The organism is Thalassovita litoralis (assembly GCF_900182725.1).
Classification (GTDB): domain Bacteria; phylum Pseudomonadota; class Alphaproteobacteria; order Rhodobacterales; family Rhodobacteraceae; genus Thalassobius; species Thalassobius litoralis.
Window position 1 is genome coordinate 1 of record NZ_FXTO01000018.1, and the last position, 17,081, is coordinate 17,081.

General features: G+C 57.1%; 15 protein-coding genes. 8 read left to right on the top strand and 7 right to left on the bottom strand.

Features of this window, described 5'->3' with window-relative positions; all coding sequences use genetic code 11:
- Window positions 1-133: 133 nt before the first annotated feature.
- The 4 genes from FN828_RS13205 to FN828_RS13220 all read right to left on the bottom strand — a co-directional run bounded on the left by FN828_RS13205 (window position 134) and on the right by FN828_RS13220 (window position 4,348).
- Window positions 134-1,438 carry a glycosyltransferase gene (locus FN828_RS13205; RefSeq protein ID WP_235891483.1) on the bottom strand — a complete coding sequence of 435 codons (1,305 nt, stop codon included), beginning with the start codon at window positions 1,436-1,438 and terminating at the stop codon, window positions 134-136.
- 158 nt (window positions 1,439-1,596) lie between these two features.
- The gene (locus tag FN828_RS13210; RefSeq protein ID WP_142493949.1) at window positions 1,597-2,376 is read right to left on the bottom strand and encodes an enoyl-CoA hydratase-related protein; all 780 of its coding nucleotides are present in this window, start codon (window positions 2,374-2,376) and stop codon (window positions 1,597-1,599) included.
- Entirely contained in the window at window positions 2,373-2,789 is a 417-nt protein-coding gene (locus tag FN828_RS13215; RefSeq protein WP_142493950.1) for a PaaI family thioesterase, read from the bottom strand. The genes FN828_RS13210 and FN828_RS13215 overlap by 4 nt, the downstream gene beginning before the upstream one ends.
- The gene (locus FN828_RS13220) at window positions 2,786-4,348 is read right to left on the bottom strand and encodes a class I adenylate-forming enzyme family protein (RefSeq protein WP_142493951.1); all 1,563 of its coding nucleotides are present in this window, start codon (window positions 4,346-4,348) and stop codon (window positions 2,786-2,788) included. The genes FN828_RS13215 and FN828_RS13220 overlap by 4 nt, the downstream gene beginning before the upstream one ends.
- Before the next feature lie 207 nt (window positions 4,349-4,555).
- Between FN828_RS13220 and FN828_RS13225 the strand changes: the two genes are divergently transcribed.
- The 6 genes from FN828_RS13225 (at window position 4,556) to FN828_RS13250 (ending at window position 10,585) form a co-directional block, all read left to right on the top strand.
- Entirely contained in the window at window positions 4,556-5,473 is a 918-nt protein-coding gene (locus FN828_RS13225) for an SDR family NAD(P)-dependent oxidoreductase (protein ID WP_142493952.1), read from the top strand.
- Window positions 5,473-6,339 carry a MaoC/PaaZ C-terminal domain-containing protein gene (locus tag FN828_RS13230; protein ID WP_142493953.1) on the top strand — a complete coding sequence of 289 codons (867 nt, stop codon included), beginning with the start codon at window positions 5,473-5,475 and terminating at the stop codon, window positions 6,337-6,339. The genes FN828_RS13225 and FN828_RS13230 overlap by 1 nt, the downstream gene beginning before the upstream one ends.
- Before the next feature lies 1 nt (window position 6,340).
- Window positions 6,341-7,438 carry a CaiB/BaiF CoA transferase family protein gene (locus FN828_RS13235; protein ID WP_142493954.1) on the top strand — a complete coding sequence of 366 codons (1,098 nt, stop codon included), beginning with the start codon at window positions 6,341-6,343 and terminating at the stop codon, window positions 7,436-7,438.
- Window positions 7,439-7,631: 193 nt separating this feature from the next.
- Window positions 7,632-8,702, top strand: a complete 1,071-nt coding sequence (locus tag FN828_RS13240) for a C4-dicarboxylate TRAP transporter substrate-binding protein (RefSeq protein WP_142493955.1) — start codon at window positions 7,632-7,634, stop codon at window positions 8,700-8,702.
- Window positions 8,690-9,238 carry a TRAP transporter small permease gene (locus tag FN828_RS13245; protein WP_142493956.1) on the top strand — a complete coding sequence of 183 codons (549 nt, stop codon included), beginning with the start codon at window positions 8,690-8,692 and terminating at the stop codon, window positions 9,236-9,238. The genes FN828_RS13240 and FN828_RS13245 overlap by 13 nt, the downstream gene beginning before the upstream one ends.
- Before the next feature lie 3 nt (window positions 9,239-9,241).
- The gene (locus tag FN828_RS13250) at window positions 9,242-10,585 is read left to right on the top strand and encodes a TRAP transporter large permease (RefSeq protein ID WP_142493957.1); all 1,344 of its coding nucleotides are present in this window, start codon (window positions 9,242-9,244) and stop codon (window positions 10,583-10,585) included.
- A 71-nt stretch (window positions 10,586-10,656) separates the two neighbouring features.
- On the opposite strand, the gene FN828_RS13255 is transcribed toward FN828_RS13250, so the two are convergent.
- Window positions 10,657-11,139 (bottom strand): MarR family winged helix-turn-helix transcriptional regulator, encoded by a 483-nt coding sequence (locus FN828_RS13255; protein ID WP_142493958.1) that lies wholly within the window; start codon window positions 11,137-11,139, stop codon window positions 10,657-10,659.
- A gap of 161 nt (window positions 11,140-11,300) precedes the next feature.
- Entirely contained in the window at window positions 11,301-12,665 is a 1,365-nt protein-coding gene (locus FN828_RS13260) for a hypothetical protein (RefSeq protein WP_142493959.1), read from the bottom strand.
- Between the two features lie 892 nt (window positions 12,666-13,557).
- Between FN828_RS13260 and FN828_RS13265 the strand changes: the two genes are divergently transcribed.
- Entirely contained in the window at window positions 13,558-14,268 is a 711-nt protein-coding gene (locus tag FN828_RS13265; protein WP_328592214.1) for a sugar transferase, read from the top strand.
- Between the two features lie 26 nt (window positions 14,269-14,294).
- Here the strand turns inward: FN828_RS13265 and FN828_RS13270 are convergent, their stop codons facing one another.
- Complete coding sequence (locus FN828_RS13270) at window positions 14,295-15,491, bottom strand: glycosyltransferase family 4 protein (RefSeq protein WP_142493960.1); 1,197 nt, start codon at window positions 15,489-15,491, stop codon at window positions 14,295-14,297.
- Window positions 15,492-15,682: 191 nt separating this feature from the next.
- Between FN828_RS13270 and FN828_RS13275 the strand changes: the two genes are divergently transcribed.
- Window positions 15,683-17,077: a hypothetical protein gene (locus FN828_RS13275; protein ID WP_185959017.1), complete on the top strand. Its 1,395-nt coding sequence runs from the start codon at window positions 15,683-15,685 to the stop codon at window positions 17,075-17,077.
- Window positions 17,078-17,081: the final 4 nt, after the last annotated feature.

The window sequence follows — 17,081 nt, forward strand, 5'->3', positions numbered from 1 at the left end:
GGGAAAGAACGGTCGCAGCCGCGCCATCTGTTCGTCGGTCAGCCAAAATAGATTGCTCATGATACCCCCTGAAAGTTTGGGGATTTGAAGCATGCGACCAATGCGATCTCAAGCCGATTAATGGGTCCTGAGCCTAGCTATAGGCAAAGGCCTGGGCAGGCAAATCCGACAATATTGCGTCATAAATTCGGGCGGTACGGGCGCCTTTGACGGACCAGGGGAACAGATTCACTGCGTAATCACGGGCAGATTTAGCCAAGGCTGTGCTGCGCGGGCGGTCTGTGACAGCGCGTTCCATTGCGGCCTGAAACCCCCGTGCCAGTTCATCGAAAGGGGCCATTGGCACGGCATCGCCACGGGTGCCGTGGCCGGTCAGATCGCCCGGCGCGCCGTAATCCACGCAGATCAGATGCTGCCCCGAGGCCATTGCCTCGATCACGACACCCGCGCCAAGTTCGCGAATCGATGGAAAGACGAAAACATCACAGTCACGCATCCATTGCGCGACCTGCGCTTGGGTTTTACGGCCTTCCAGCGTGACGCAATCGGCAAGCCCATGTTGATCAATAAATGCCTGCATTCGGGGCAGTTCCGGCCCATCGCCCAGAATATGCAGATGATGCTGGCGCAGCAGATCGGATTTCGCAAAGGCGTGCAGCGGTAGTTCCGGCAATTTGTAAGGCACCAGTCGGCCAGCAAACATGAATCGCACTTTATCGCCGCCACGGGTGCCAGCGGGCAGGCTGCCGGTGTCGTTGAAAATCGTGGGGTCAAAGCCGATTTCGGGGAACATCACGATCCGGTCATCCGCCACGCGGGTCAGGTCGGCGCGGGTGTGCGAAAATGCGGTCAGCACACAGGTGGCATTGTCATAGGTGCTGCGGGCATAGGGCAGGTATTTGTAAAAATCGCGGAACCGGCGCAGGCCTTCTTTTTCGCGTTCCTGTTCGGCGGCAAAGGCTGCGGGCCAGTCCAGATTGCCATTCAGCGGGCCGATGACGAAAGGCACCGGGGATTTATGCGCGATATAGCTGGGCAAGGTCGGGGTCATCGGCGTGATGCGATGCACGATGTCAAAGCGGCCATTTTGCAGATCGCGTTTGAAATGTTTCCAAACTCCACGTTCAAAGGCCAGATAGGGCAGATAGTTCATCATCTGCGAGGTGGACCATCCCACCTCTTCCCCGCCGCGCAAAAGGCGGGCCATATGGTACATCGGCGCCGCGATAACTTCGTTGTCGATATAGATAACATGCAGGCCTGACCGGGCCTTTTCCACGTTTTCGCGGTTGCGTACATGGGTGGCCACCACGACATCGCAATGTTTGGCGATTTCCAGCGCGTATTTGAAGCCGACAATCGGCAGGGACGGCCATTCAGGATTGAATTCGTCCGCCAGCAGCAAAACGCTGGGCCGTTTCTGTCCATCCTTTGCCACCGGGTTCCCTTTCGGTCGTTTTCGCGTGATCCTGCTGGATGTAGGCGGGAAGATAGGCGGAAAAAAGGCCATTTGGGTGCGGTTCAGGGGCTTTTACCCCTGAAACTGTCCCGGAAAGGGGCGCATCGCCATTTCGGGCAATGCGCAAAGTTCGTAAATCAGCGGCCCTGAAACTTGGGGCTGCGTTTTTCGACAAAGGCGGTTACGCCTTCTGCAAAGTCCTGCGAATTGAAGGCGCGGTACTGGCAAGAGGCTTCCAGACGCAAAGAATCGTCCAGCGAAGACGATGCTGCCGCCGCGACCTGTTGTTTGATCAACCCGTAAGATGTGGTTGGCCCTTTGGCCAGTTTTTGCGCCAGTTCCATTGCGGTAGGCAGGCACTCTGCGGTGGGGACCATTTGATGCGCGACGCCCAGATCAAAGGCCTGTTGCGCGTCCATTTTGTCACCCAGCATTGCCATCGCCGTGGCGCGCGCTTCGCCGATTTTACGGCACAGGGTTGCGACACAACCGCCATCGGGCGATGCGCCGATTTTCGCAAAGCTAAGGTGGAAGCTGGCGCTGTCGGCGACAATCATGATGTCCGCAGCCAGCGCGATACCAAACCCGGCCCCGGCTGCCGGGCCGTTCACGGCGGCAATCACTGGCACGGGGATGTTGCGCAACAATTGGATCACCTGATTGATCCCGCCCATCATCTGCGTTTCGATCAACGGGCGGCGTTCCATGATGGTCGACAGATCCAGATCCGCCCCGGTGCAGAACCCGCGTCCGGCACCCGTTATCACAATGGCGCGGGCTTGCGGGTTCAGCATTTCAGCGTTCAGGGTGGCAATCATTTCCTCGCGCATGGCGGGGGACAACGGATTCAGGTGGTCGGGGCGGTTCAGGGTAAAAACCAGCACGTCGCCGTCGCGGGTGATCAGGATGTCGCTCATGTTTTGTCCTTGGTTCGGGTGTATTTGAAGGTTCCCAGCGATGTGGCAAGCAGGCGATTTTCATCATCGCGGATTTCAGATTCGACATAGAAGATGGACCGACCGCCGCCGATCCGCCGCCCGGTGCCGTGCAAAGCCCCGGTGCCGGTCGAGGCGACGAAGTTGGTGGTCAGCGACAGGGTCATGCAGGTGCGCGGTTCTTCGCCTTCGGCATGATAAACGCCCGCCATGCCACAGGTGAAATCCAGAAAGGCGCAATAAACGCCGCCGTGGACGATGCCTTGGGAATTCAGCATGTCGGGGGTGATGGTGGCAAAGGTTTTGGACAGGTCCGGTTCCCAGCCGACAAGGCGGAAATCCATCATCCTGTTGAAGCCGGTCATGGTTTGCGTGACGGATTCAAAGCGGTTCATGTAGGGGTCTTTCCATTGTATTCATCGCGCAGGGCGCGTTTGTCGATCTTGTTCACCTTGGTCAGCGGCAGCGGTTCCGTGCGGAAACTGACAAGGGTGGGGCATTTGTAGTGGGCCAGACGGGCGCGGCACAGTTCCCTGATCTCTTGTGCTGTTGCGGTGGTGCCGGGGTTCAGTTCGATCACGGCATGAACCCGTTCGCCCCATTGCGGATCGGGCGTGCCGATCACAGCCACCTGTTTGCAGCAGGGATGGGTTGAAACCACATCTTCGACTTCGATCGGGTAAACGTTTTCGCCGCCGGTGATGATCATGTCCTTGATCCGACCCGCAAGGAACAGGAAACCCTGTTCATCGTAGTAGCCGCCATCGCCCGTGTGATAGAACCCGCCGCGCATGACCTCGGCGGTCATTTCGGGCTGTTCCCAGTAGCCTTTCATGATGTTGGGGCCGCGGGCGATGATTTCACCTACCTGTCCGGGGGGCAGGGGGTTATCGTCTTCATCCACCACGCGCAGATCAACAAACGGCAGGGGCTTGCCCAGCGAATTCAGCCGCCCGGCATTGGGGCCATCGACGACGTGGTATTCGGGGTTCAGGATGGTCAGGATCGGCGATGCCTCGGTCATGCCAAAGGCCTGCCCGAAGCCAACACCGGGAAAGGCGGCAATGGCGCGCTTCATCAGTTCGGGCGGCATGGGGGATGCGCCATAAGTCATCATTTTCAGAGAGCTGAGATCGTATTTTCCAAAATCCGGGTGATCCAAAATCATCACCATCATCGTAGGGACGAATTGCACCAGATTGACCCGGTGGTGCTGAATCAAGTGCAACAGCCCGCCGACATCGAATTTGGGCATGGTGATCAGGTGCGTTCCCATCAGCGTGGTGGCATAGACACGCGATCCGCCAGCGGTGTGGAACATTGGGCCAGACATGAAATGTGTTTCATTCTGTCCGATGTTCCAGTTGATCATCATCCCCATTGCATTGGCGTAGATGTTGGAATGGGTCAGCATCACGCCTTTTGGGGTGCCAGTGGTGCCGCCGGTATAGAACATGATCAGCGTATCGTCATCGCTGCCTGCCAGAGTATCGAAATCAGGCTCTGTTCCCGCGGAAGACAGGGTTTCTTCATAGTCCAGCATTCCCTGTGGGACAGGGCCGGTTCCGGCATAAAGCACCTTCTGGATCGAGGGACAGTGCGGGATCACCTGCGCCGCGATTTCGGCATGTTCCTCGTCAACGATCAGCACATGAGGGCGACAGTTATTCAGAAGTTGAACCATTTCGCCCGCTGCCAGACGGAAATTCAGCGGCACCACGCACGCCCCGATCAACGCCGGGGCATAGTAGCATTCCGCACCAACATGGCTGTTGAAGCCCAGAAAGCCCACGCGATCCCCGCGCTGAACGCCAAAGCCGTGCAGGGACGTTGCCAGTTGCCGGGTACGGGTGTTTAGTTCCGCCCACGTCAGCGTGCGCAACCCACAGGTAAAGGCAGGGTGGTCAGGCCAGTTGAAAGCGGCCTTGGCCAACAGGTCAGTCATACGGATCATGCTGCCACCTTTGGGTGTTTATGGCTGCGACGGGTCACTTGTGGTCCTCCGTGAAATGTGGACAGGCCCATGTTTGGACGGGCTTGCATGTTTCTCCTCAGATTTGCATGGTAATAATGTTGCTAATAGTTCACAAGCGTATTATTTCTGATTCTGTGAGTCATTTTCGGGTATAGATGCCCGTGGATCGAAACGAGGGAGGATCCTATGTCTGAACAACTTCTTGCTGGTAAAGTTGCAATCGTAACCGGCGCGGGCCGTGGTGTTGGCCGCGAAATCGCGCTGCTGATGGCGAAAAAGGGCGCCAAGGTGGTCGTAAACGATCTGGGCGGCGGCGCAGGTGGCGATGGCGGCGACCAAGGCCCGGCGGCTGATGTGGTCAAGGAAATCAAGGCGATGGGTGGCGAAGCCGTGGCCAACTTTGACAGCGTTGCCGATTTCAAAAAAGCCGGTTGGATGGTCGAACAGGCTATGGATGAACTGGGCGGCATCGACATCGTGGTGAACAATGCGGGCATTTTGCGCGACACGATTTTCCACAAGATGACCGAAGAAGAATTCGACATCGTGATCGACGTTCACCTGAAAGGCAGCTTTAACGTATCGCGCCACGCGGCGACCCAGTTCCGTAAACAGGAATCGGGCCGGATGATCCACATGACTTCGACCTCGGGGTTGATCGGGAACTTTGGTCAGGCGAACTATGCCGCGGCCAAGCTGGGCATTGCCGGTCTGTCGCGGTCTATCGCGCTGGATATGGCGCGGTATAACGTGACCTCGAACTGCATTGGTCCGTTCGCATGGTCGCGCCTGATCGGGACGATTCCGGTGACGAACGAAGCCGAAGCAAAGCGCGTTGAGCGCATGAAGCAGATGACCCCGGCCAAGATTGCCCCGCTGGTGACGGCGCTGGCATCGGATCAGGCACAGCACGTCAGCGGCCAGATTTTCGTGGCGCGTGGCGGCGAAGTGTTCCTGATGAGCCAGCCGCGCCCGGTTCGTGGTATGGCCCGCCCCGAAGGCTGGACCCCGGAAACCATTCTGGAACATGCAATTCCGGCCTTTAGCCCGAACCTGACCCCGCTGGAACGCTCGGGTGACGTGTTCTGCTGGGACCCGATTTAATGGCTGTTTTCGATCCTCGGAAAATCATCGGCCGGGAATTTCCCCCGGTCGAGCAAACCTATACGGAACGGGATTCGATCATCTACGCGCTGGGTGTAGGGTTCGGATACGATCCGTTGGACGAAGGGATGCTTCCCTTTGTCTTTGAAGAACCGGAATTGTCTGCGGTGCCGACTATGGCGGTTGTGCTGGGCAGTCCCGGTTTTTGGGCGCGTGAACCGGATACCGGGATCGTTTGGCAGAAGGCCTTGCACGGGGAACAGGGGATGGTGCTGCACCGCCCCTTGCCTGCGGCGGCCACGATCATCGGTCAGACCCGTATCTTGCGCGTGATCGACAAGGGCGAAGGTAAAGGCGCGCTGATTTATCAGGAACGCACCGTGACCGACAAGGCAACCGGGGAATTGTTGGCGACGCTGACCTCGACCAGCTTTGCCCGGGGGAATGGGGGATGCGGCGGGGATACCGGCCCGCAGCCCGATGTCCACGCCTTGCCGGATCGCGCCCCCGATGCGGTGTGTGAATTGCCGACGCAACAAACAGCCGCCTTGCTGTATCGTTTGTCGGGTGATCCGAACCCGCTGCACGCCCGTATGAAAGTGGCCGCACAGGCCGGGTTCAAGGCTCCGATCCTGCATGGGCTGTGTACGCTGGGCGTGGCGGGCCATGCGGTTTTGAAAACCTATTGCGATTACGATGCCAGCAAGTTCAAATCGCTGAACCTGCGCTTCTCGTCGCCGGTGTATCCGGGGGAAACCATCCGCACGGAAATGTGGAAGGATGGCAATGTGATCAGCTTCCGGTCTATCGCCGCAGAACGTGATGTGGTGGTGCTGAATAACGGCCGTGTCGAGGTTGAGGTGTAAGATGGGACCGTTGACCGGAGTAAGAGTTGTCGAGTTTGCCGGAATTGGCCCCGGACCTTTCGCTTGCATGATGCTGGCGGATATGGGGGCCGAGGTGGTGCGGATTGACCGGGCCTTGCCCGAAGGGGTGACAGCCCCCGACCCGACCGGCGATCTGATTTCGCGCGGGCGGAAATCCGTGGCGCTGAACCTGAAAGATTCCGAGGACGTAGCGACCGCTTTGGCCTTGGTCCAGAAAGCCGATATCCTGATCGAGGGCTTTCGCCCCGGCGTGATGGAACGGCTGGGTCTGGGGCCGGATGTTTGCCTGAAATGGAACCCGCATCTTGTCTATGGCCGGATGACCGGCTGGGGGCAGGATGGGCCGCTGTCCCATGCGGCTGGGCATGACATCAATTATATCTCGTTGTCCGGGGCGCTGTGGTCGATGGGCGAGGAGGGGCGTAAACCGATGCCGCCGCTGAACCTGTTGGGCGATTTCGGCGCGGGTGCGATGTATCTGGCCTTTGGTGTTGTTGCGGCGCTGTTCCGGGCGCGGGAAACTGGCAAGGGCGATGTGGTGGACGCTGCAATCTGCGACGGGGCCGCCAGCCTGTTTGGCTTTATTCAGGGAATGCACAATCGCGGCAACTGGGCTTATGAACGGGCGTCAAACCGGCTGGATGGCGGTGCGCCGTTTTATGGTGTGTTTGAATGCGCGGACGGGCTGTGGGTGTCTATTGCCCCGCTGGAACCGCAATTCTATGCGCTGTTCCTGAAGCTTTTGGAACTGAACGCCGAGGAGTTCCAAGATCGGTTGAAGCCGGAAAGCTGGCCGCGTCAGCAGGCGTTGTTCGAGGAGATATTCGCCTCGAAACCACGGGCGCATTGGTGTGACCTGTTTGAAGGAACAGACATTTGTTTCGCCCCTGTGCTGACCCCGGACGAGGCACTGAACCATCCGCATAACGTGGCGCGTGGAATTTATGACCACAGTCACGGATTTCCCCAGCCCGCCCCGGCCCCGCGCTTCCGCGAGGCTGTAACGGAACTGCCCGCCCCCGCGCCGCGTGTCGGGGAACACACGCAGGACGTGCTGAGGGAATGGGGTATTATCTAAAGGGTAGACATTGCCCAAAGTCTTTTGGGGCAATGGTCAGAAAGGGTTTGCGATTTGCATAAGCTTCGCTACCGTATTATTACCCAGTGAAAGAAGTTGGGGCTGTTGGCCTGCCAATTTTATAGATTTGGCCTGATGCGGAAACGTGACGGTCAAAGGTCGAAACTGTTCAGAGTTCTAGAGGGAGGACACAATGAACGTATTTATGAAATCTGCCGTCACCGGCCTGGCCATGCTGGCCATGTCCGCTGCTGCTGCGTCAGCGCAAATGGTGCTGCGCTATAACGAACCCGGCCCGAATCGTGGCACCCGTGCGCAGGCGTTGGAATATTACGCCCAGCAAGTCGAAGAGCTGTCGGGCGGTGAAATGAAATTCGACATCCATTGGGGCGGCGCGCTGCTGAAATGGAAAGGCGCACTGGAAGGGATCGGTGCCGGGACGGCTGACATGGGAACGCTGCTGGCCCCCTATGCGCCGAACCAGTTGAAGGCTACGTCGATTGCGGATTTGCCCGCTGGTGAAGCGGCTGATCCGTGGATCGGTATGCGCGCCATGTACGAGCTGCAAACCACCAACCCGCAGGTTCAGGAATCGCTGGCCGCACAAAATCTGGTTTATCTGTCGAACTTCCACACGACGGGTTTGCAACTGGAATGCACCAAGGGCCACAAAATCGAAAAGCTGGAAGACGTGAAAGGCGTGAAAATGCGCGCCGGTGGTATCTATACCAACGTCTTTGCCGAGGCTGGTGCCAGCATGGTTTCGATGACCTACGACAAGGTATACCAAGCCTATGACAGCGGTCTGATCCAGTGCGAAGCCGGGTATTTCTATACCATCCGCGCTTACAAGCTGTACGAACTGATCGACAACGTAACCCGTGCGGATTACGGCCAGATCGGCGGTTTCCCGATCGTGATCAACAAAGACCTGTGGGAAATGATGAAGCCTGAACAGCAGGCCATCCTGCGCGAAGCCGGATCGAAGATGATCGACGAATTCGCCCGCCTGCAAATCGAAGAAATTGATCAGGTGGTTTCGGATCTGACCAGCGGCGCCTATGGCCGTGTGATCCCGGTGACGAATATCGACCCGGAAGCCAAGAAAGAACTGATCGCGGCGGCGCAGCCGTTTGTTGAAAAATGGGTCAGCGAATTTACTGCTGACGGTTTCGACGGTCAGGGCATCTGGGCCGAATGGAACGGTTTGCTGGACAAATACACCAAAACCCGTGACGGCGAGGGCTACCCGTGGGCGCGCTAAGCTCGGAAACCGGATCGGCCCAACAGGGCCGATCCCCCTATGCCGGGAAAGGCATGTTGGGCCGGGTCGAAGCGGGGCTGACAGATTTTTCCGCCATCTGCATTCTGCTGATGTGCGCCTATGTCTGTAGTGGTGTGATTGCGCGAAACCTGTTTGGCAGCCAAATTCCGGACGAGGTCGTGATCATCAGTGAAATGATGGTAGCCGCTGTTGTCTTGCCGCTGGGGTATTGCGCGGCAGAACGCAGTTTTGTTGCGGTCGAGGTGTTCAATGGCATGATCGGGCCGCGCATGGATGCGGTGCTGCATGTGTTGGCGGCTGTGATTGGGATCATGGCGATTTTGCCAATCACCTATGCCGGGTTTGAAAGCCTGATCAAAGCCGTTGAAAACGGTGATTACAATTTCGGCACCCTGAACCTGCCGGAATGGCCGGGCTGGTTGGCGTTTTTTCTGGGCTATCTGATGTTCATGATCCGGCTTCTGGTGTTGTTGGTTACTGACGCGGCGGCGGTTGCCCGCGCCGGGGGGAAATAAGGAATGGATCCATCCACAATTGGCATGATCGGCTTCGTCGTGGCGCTGATCCTGCTGCTGTTCCGTGTACCGATTGGGTTCACGCTGACGGCAGTGGCATCGACCTGTGCGCTGGTCGCCTATAGCTGGCGGCCGGGATTTGATTTCAATCTGGTGCGCGGCTGGAAACCGGCGCTGGGGCTGATCGAATCCGCCGCGTTCGATTTCGTGCATTCATATTCGCTGAGCATGATCCCCATGTTCATTGCTGCCGGGCATATCGCCTATCACGCGCGGATCACGACGGATATTTACGATTCCGTCCGGGTGTTCCTGAGCAAAGTGCCCGGCGGTCTGGCGATTGCGTCGATCATTGGCTGCGGCGGGTTTTCGGCCATCACCGGATCGTCGGTGGCCTGTGCGTCCTCGATGGGGCGGATTTGTGTGCCGGAAATGCTGCGCTATAACTACAGCCCGCAACTGGCGACATCGGCGGTGGCTGCCGGGGGAACGATGGGATCGCTGATCCCGCCCTCCGTGCTGTTCATCGTGTACGGGATTTTCACGGAAACCTCGATCAGCCGGTTGTTTCTGGCGGGCGTGATTCCGGGCATCCTAAGCGTTCTGGGCTTTATCATCACGGTTGTGATCTGGGTGAAACTGCGCCCAGAAGTGGCCCCGAAAGCCGAAGGCAGCTTTAGCACCAGCGAAAAAATCGAGGCGATGGTCAAGGCTTGGCCCGCTGCGATGCTGATGTTCATCATCATCGGCGGGATCTATGGCGGCTTCTTTACCGCAACCGAGGCCGCTGCTGTCAGCTTGGCCTTTGTGTTGATCTTCGGCTTTGTCACGCGTCGCCTGAACTGGGCGAATGTGATGGAATCGATGCGGGAAACCGCGCATTCCAGTGCGTCGCTGTTCTTTATCGCGGTGGGTGCCAAGATTTTCGTGGCCTTCGTGTCGCTGACCGGCGTGACACATGTTCTGGTGGACATGGTTTCAAATGCCGGACTGCCGAACTGGGCGGTGCTGCTGTGTCTGGTGGCGATGTATCTGGTGATGGGCATGTTCCTTGATCCGCTGGGAACGATGTTGCTGACACTGCCCTTCGTGGTGCCGCTGATCGAAGGCATGGGCTATGATCTGATCTGGTTTGGTGTGATCGTGATCAAGCTGCTGGAAATCGGTCTGGTGACGCCGCCGGTGGGGCTGAATGTGTTTGTGATCAGTTCCGTGGTGGGGCGTGAAATTCAGGTGACAACCATCTTCTTTGGGGTGGTGCGGTTCTTGGTGTTGGATGTGGTCGTGCTGTTGCTGCTGCTGTTCATCCCGGCCCTGTCGCTGTTCCTGCCGAACACGATGTTCTGACCGAACGGTTTTGAAACAGAAAAGGCCCCGGACATGTCCGGGGCCTTTTTCGTTGTGGGTCCGTATGGCGGTTATTTCTTGTCACGCGGCGGCAAGACGATTTCGGGATCGTCTTTCAATGCTTCCAACAGGTTTTTGCGGATCTTGTGCATCATATCCAAAAGCTGGTCGACCTCGTCCGAGGACAGGCCCGCCATGGATGCCAGGTTCACGGCATTCCCGGAATCTTGCAGGGCATGTTTTTTTTCTGCGGCAGCAGGCAACAGCCAGATACGATTGGATCGCCGGTCGCGGGTATCGGGTTTTCGGATAACCCAGTTGGCCGCTTCCAGACGGTCGATCAAGCCACTGACCGCGACCGTGCCAATGCCCAGATAACGCGCCAGTTCGACTTGGGTCAGCCCATCTTCGCGGAACAGATAGTTCAGCGCATAAACCTGTGCTGCGGTCAAACCGTGTTCGGCCAGTTTCTGATCGAAGTAGCGGCTGCGTAGCCGTGCAACATGCTGAAAGACCAGCCCGACCCGTTTTTCTATTTTATCGTGATCCGTCATACCTGTTGGTTTCCAATTGAAGTTGACGGCTTATCCGCAAAAAACTGCATTGTGGCAATAAAAACAGGCCCGAAGGCGGCTGTTCATCCGCTGGTGCAGCAATTTGGCGCGGGGCCTGTCCAAACTGTAGGGGGGGCAATGGTAGTTCACAAGCGAATTATTCAGGCGATTACAAGCAGGACCACAGTCAGGATGGCGCCGCACAGAATACTGTACAGGCCATTCCAGATAAACCCGATCCGGGCCGCTTCCTGATTGATGATGCGCCCGGCAATACGAACCGCAGCCGAAAAGGGTGAATACCCCACAACAACCGTCCAAGCGCCCACAGCCAATACGCCAACCGTGATTGGGGCAATGGCCAGATTTTCCAGACGGGGCAGTACCTCGCAGGCGACAGATACGGAGATGATGGGGTTAATCCCGATGCCAGAACACAGCGCAATCAGCCAGAAGGTCAGCACCAGCACCCAGCCTGCGGACAAGCCAGAGGATTGAATGACGTCGCCCAGATAATCCGTGTCGATCATTGGGCCGATCAAAGCGCCCAAAAAGGCCGAACTGGCGAAAATTGCGATTTCAGATCGCATAACGGGCATCGCGGGCAGAATATCATGGATCAGGCGATGCTTCGCGGCGGTTAGCGGCTGCGCATCCCAGTTCTGGACCGCAACCCACCCCAATGACAAAAGCGGCAGGGCCACCAGCAAGGATGCGATCATGCTAAGCGACAACAGTTGGGATAACCCCCATGCGGTCGCGGGGATCATCAGGACGATCCCAACCAATGGGACCAGAACCAGCAGAGATTCCCCTTTTTTCAGTGTGTTTTGCCCACCACGGGGAAAGGTGAACCGATCCACCAGCCAACCCGTCGTCAAAAAAGCCAGCCCCAGTGGAACGCTATAGGGCAAGAGCGTGAACCAACTGACCTCTGGAATCGAGGCATGAATGATTGCCAGTGTCACTGTCAGCGGCGACCAAAGGGGGATCGAACAGAAACCCCGAAGGATTGCCAATATCATGCGTTTCAGGCGGATGTCGCTGATGCGTGGTTCTGTCTGGTGGCGGGCTGCATCTACGCCGGATTTCACCATTGTTCCCAATAATGTCAGCGTTCCCATATTCAGAAGAACGCCAAAAACGGCAGCCCCATACGATAACACCGTATAGCGACGTCCCGGCGGTTGGTTCACCAGCGCATTGCCGCTGCGCTGCACCAGCGGAGAGGAGGCAGCCGCCGCCTGAAGAAAGCTCAGGACAGAAACGAAGAAGGTCAAAAACGCCGCCCGTTCCATTGCGCGCAGCAGAAGGTCCGTGCGCAGAATATCAAGCGCCCAGAATGCGACAGGCACAATCAGGCAAAGCGCAAACAAAATGCGGCCAACACGGGCCAGTCGGGGAAATTCCATGAACAGGAAACTGGTCAATCCGACGGCACCCAGAATGGCGGCGGTAACTCCGCCATTGAACAAGGCCCAGATGGCGGCCCCGCTGGTCAGAACGAGCAGCAGCGATGAGATCATGATTGTCCTGTCCGAATTTTGTTTGCGCCCCGACATGCCGAGTACGGCCTTGATTTGATTTAAGTACATTCTGAATTCGTTCGCAAGCGAACTAGATCAGAAAAACATGTGTCAGCGAATCACCTCATGGACACGATTGGGGGTGATTTCGGAACAATCCGTGAGTTTTCAACGAATTGTCTGACGACATTTTGCAACTAATGATAGAAAATTTAAATTTAGAGGGCTGCGTCAGATTTCGACCAGAAGGCCGACACACCCTCGACAACAACCTGCCTCATTCTCGCCTTAATTGGGCTGATTTGCGGGAATGTCGCCTCTTTCTTGCCCGGTTTGCCCGAAATTGTTCGTTAAGTTTCGGGCAAAAAGGCGGCGCAGTACTGGCGTATTGTTTTCGCAAAGCCCAAGATATCCGCTCAAAACACATCTTTGTTTCCGAATTGATGTATAAAATACGCGAAGTGCGGGGTGTCTGCCAAATGTGCGATGTCACCGTTGGATGTGTGGTTCGGCTATTCCGTTACAGGTTGAGTGACGTTGCGGAAAGACGCGAGCAGGCCCATCTTGATTGCCGAAATCCGGGCAAAATTGGGCGTCGTGCGGCGGTTGCATTTTCATTGTATCAATTGACGGATAATTGCTCAATTTCGTAAAAATGAACGCAAGAGATAGATAAATCTCTTTCAACTGCTGACGGTTAGCTGGGTGGGACCGCGCCAAGGCAGGCGGCATCAGAAGGTGCCTTAAGAGTTTCGCAAGCGCAGCTGCCGCGCTTGTGGATTTACCAAAGACCGAGTGGCTGTAGCCATCAGGGGCAACCTTGATGGATCGGGTGGATAGTGCCGGGCGTCCGGTGAAGACGAGTGAAGCGAAAACCTGGGGAAGGTGAGCCGTGAATATCCAAATCGAAACAGCATTTGATACCCCTCATGCGGCAATTGCCGCGCCGCAGGCTTCTGTCCGTACCAATCCGCGCCCCGTACAGTCGACTGGATTCGGCATGTACCGCGCTCGTGGCAAACGGACGCTGGATATTCTGTTTGTCCTTATGATGGCCGGTCCTGTGTTGCTGGTGACAGCAGTGCTGAGCCTGTTGGTGATGACCGATGGTAAATCGCCGTTTTACAGCCAAAGCCGCGTTGGCCTGAACGGGCGCGTGTTCCGTATGTGGAAACTGCGCAGCATGGTTCCCAATGCGGATAAGGTTCTGAATGAATATCTGGATCATAATCCCGCCGCCAAGGCCGAGTGGGATCGCGATCAGAAGCTAAAGAACGATCCGCGCATCACCAAAGTCGGGCGCTTTATCCGTGCTACGTCTTTGGATGAACTGCCGCAGCTTCTGAACGTGCTGACCGGGGATATGTCGCTGGTGGGGCCGCGTCCGATCATGTGTTCGCAGCGCGCAATCTATCCGGGGACCGAATATTACGCCATGCGTCCCGGCATCACCGGATATTGGCAGATTTCCGAGCGGAACGAGACCAGCTTTCGCCAACGGGCCAGCTATGACGCGGATTACTTTGCCGATCTGTCGTTCAAAACCGATCTGGCAATCGTGGTTAAAACCTTTGGGGTGGTGGTGAAAGCGACGGGACACTAAGGGGAACGGGGCCACTGTGGCCCCGGTTATTCCGCGCGTTTAGCGATATCCTCCATGATCAGGTCCGCCGTGGTTTTGGCCCAGGCGGGCCAATTCAGTTTTTGTTCGTAAACTTGTCGGGTGGTACGGCGCAGGGTGTCGTATTGGTTCGGGTTGGCCAGATAGGATCGGATCTGGGCCGCATAATCCGATGGCGTGGCGTTCAGATCCAGCGCGTGACCGTTTTCACAATCAAATACCGGCACCCCCCCTGCATTCAGGCACAGCGATGGCAGGCCAAAAGCCGATGCCTCGCAGAAGGCAAAGCCATACGATTCAAAAGATGGCATCATGATGAAATGGGCCTGCTGGAACTGTTGTTGAAACAGCGCCAGTTCCTTGGGGATTGCCTTGTTCAAGGAAGGGTGGACCGTCAGCGCATGATCCGGCAGCCCGGTATCGGGGGGCGTGCAGCCCACGACGGTTAGCCGTGCATCCACGCCCTGTCTGCGCAGGGTAGCGACAGTTTGCGCCGTCAGTGGCCCGCCTTTGGCATACCAATCACGCCCGACGAATAGCAGCCGCACGGGGGCATCCGCTGACAGGGTTGGGGGTGGAAAATCCATATCGGGCGCGGGGATGTTCGCGCCCCAGGGTACGACATGCGATTTTTCCGGGTCCAGCCCATAGGTGCTGTCTGCGCGATTCTTTAGCCAGCGTGACGGCCACAGCAACAGATCGGCCGAGGCGAAGGTTTGGGTTTCCGCCTTCAGGATCAGGGGATCGAAGCGGCGTGACAGCTTCATGTACGATCCAAAAGACCGCCCGATTACTGACTGTCTGTAAGTGGTGGGCGTGGCGTCAGCGGTATAGACCACCGTCATCGGATAGGGCGGGCGCACCCGGAACAGCGATTGAAAGCTATAGGCGCAGAACAGCGCGTCATATTGGCCTTCGGCCAGTTGCTTTTCCACGACGCGACGAATGAAGCCGGACAGGATCAGATGCGCCCGCCAGCGGGTGCGCAGGTTCAGGGCATCCGACAGCCGATAGATCAGCCGATGCACGGGTTCCGCCAGCCCCCACGACTGGCTGATAATGTCGATGTTGGGGAACTCCCCCTTTAACGCGGTGTAAATGCGGCTGTTGCCGCCAGAATAGGGCAACGTGTCCAGCGGGGACACATCGCACAAATAGGCGATTCTAACGTCGGAACGGTTCTTTGGGGTCTTGCGGGGTGTCATCTCGAAATGGGGTTGGTCTGAGTAAATTGCATTGGGTTCTTAATCTATACCCCGAAAATCCGTTAATAGTTGACCGAGGGGAACCCCATCTGGACATTTTTTTGCCTTATGCTTGGTGTATCCGGTGAAAGTAGCAGAAATTTGGCAAGACGTGGCCAATCAACCACGCAGAATGTACATACAGGCAAAACATGCCCAACGGTTTAGCATATCTGGTGCTGGCGCTGTCGCCGCTGGTTTGCGTCGCGGTGTTCCGGTCGATGCCGCCGGGGCGTGCGCTGATTGTGTGCTTTCTGGGGGCCTATCTGTTCCTGCCGCCGCAGCCCACGGCATTTGATTTCCCGCTGTTACCGGCACTGACAAAGGAATCCTTGCCCAGCCTGACCGTGCTGCTTTTGTGTTTGGCAATGTATCGTGATCAAATGAAGCTGATCCCGGATTCGCGGGCGGCGCGGGCGCTGTTGCTTTTGTTCATCGTGGCCCCGTTGGGGACGACACTAACCAATCTGGAACCTGTGTTCTTCGGCAGGATCGGCCTGCCGGGGATGAGCCTGAAAGACATGGTTTCCACCCTGTTCCGGCAGATTTTGATCATCGCGCCGTTTCTATTGGCGCGGAATTTTTTACACACGCGCAGTCAGCAACGGGAATTGTTGATCGCCTTCGTCGTTGCCGGGCTGATCTATTCGTTGCCGATGCTGCTAGAGGTGCGCCTGTCGCCACAGTTGAACATCTGGATTTACGGGTTCTTCCAGCACAGCTTTGAGCAGATGATGCGCGACGGTGGATTCCGTCCGATCGTGTTCCTGTATCATGGGTTATGGGCTGCGTTCCTGATCATGACTTGCGTGGTATCTGCAGTGATCTTGTTGCGGGCCGAGGAAGGGAAGCACAAGGTCTATGCCCTATTGGCAGCGGCCTATCTGTTTGCGGTATTGGTGCTGTGTAAATCGCTGGCATCGCTGATGTATTGCGTTCTGCTGGTGCCGCTGGTGCTGTTTTTGCCGCGGCGCATTCAGTTGTGGGTGGCGCTGGTTCTGGCAGTCTTGGCGCTATCCTATCCTGTTCTGAAAGGCGCGGGGCTGGTTCCCGAACGTCAGCTTTTGGCGCAGGCCGAAAAGATCAGCCCTGACCGGGCCGGATCGCTGCGGTATCGGTTGCAGAATGAAAATGTGCTGCTGGATCGGGCAATGGAAAAGCCCGTGTTTGGCTGGGGAAGCTGGGGGCGCAACCAAATCCTTGATCCCGTAACGGGGGTCAGCAAAACTGTATCTGATGGATATTGGGTGATCACGCTGGGCATGTTCGGCTGGGCGGGATGGCTTAGCCAGTTCGGGCTGTTGCTGCTGCCGATTTTCCTGCTGTGGCTCAGGTTTCGACGACATGGATTTGAGGATGCTTCGCCCTATGTGACGGGCATGAGCCTGTTGCTGGCCGTGAACGTGTTTGACCTGCTGCCCAATGCGACGCTGACGCCGCTGACATGGCTGCTGATGGGATCGCTGTTGGGCTATGCGGAACGCGATGAGGAAGGGGAAGCCATCGTGCAGAAGCGGCAAAAAGCAATTTTGAAAAGTGTGATGTGACAGA

Excerpts from the sequence above, each read along its gene's own strand:
- FN828_RS13210 (WP_142493949.1), bottom strand. The coding sequence starts at position 2,376 with ATGAGCGACATCCTGATCACCCGCGACGGCGACGTGCTGGTTTTTACC.
- FN828_RS13240 (WP_142493955.1), top strand. The coding sequence starts at position 7,632 with ATGAACGTATTTATGAAATCTGCCGTCACCGGCCTGGCCATGCTGGCC.
- FN828_RS13230 (WP_142493953.1), top strand. The coding sequence starts at position 5,473 with ATGGCTGTTTTCGATCCTCGGAAAATCATCGGCCGGGAATTTCCCCCG.
- FN828_RS13270 (WP_142493960.1), bottom strand. The coding sequence starts at position 15,491 with ATGACACCCCGCAAGACCCCAAAGAACCGTTCCGACGTTAGAATCGCC.
- FN828_RS13235 (WP_142493954.1), top strand. The coding sequence starts at position 6,341 with ATGGGACCGTTGACCGGAGTAAGAGTTGTCGAGTTTGCCGGAATTGGC.
- FN828_RS13255 (WP_142493958.1), bottom strand. The coding sequence starts at position 11,139 with ATGACGGATCACGATAAAATAGAAAAACGGGTCGGGCTGGTCTTTCAG.
- FN828_RS13275 (WP_185959017.1), top strand. The coding sequence starts at position 15,683 with ATGCCCAACGGTTTAGCATATCTGGTGCTGGCGCTGTCGCCGCTGGTT.
- FN828_RS13250 (WP_142493957.1), top strand. The coding sequence starts at position 9,242 with ATGGATCCATCCACAATTGGCATGATCGGCTTCGTCGTGGCGCTGATC.
- FN828_RS13215 (WP_142493950.1), bottom strand. The coding sequence starts at position 2,789 with ATGAACCGCTTTGAATCCGTCACGCAAACCATGACCGGCTTCAACAGG.
- FN828_RS13220 (WP_142493951.1), bottom strand. The coding sequence starts at position 4,348 with ATGATCCGTATGACTGACCTGTTGGCCAAGGCCGCTTTCAACTGGCCT.
- FN828_RS13260 (WP_142493959.1), bottom strand. The coding sequence starts at position 12,665 with ATGATCTCATCGCTGCTGCTCGTTCTGACCAGCGGGGCCGCCATCTGG.
- FN828_RS13225 (WP_142493952.1), top strand. The coding sequence starts at position 4,556 with ATGTCTGAACAACTTCTTGCTGGTAAAGTTGCAATCGTAACCGGCGCG.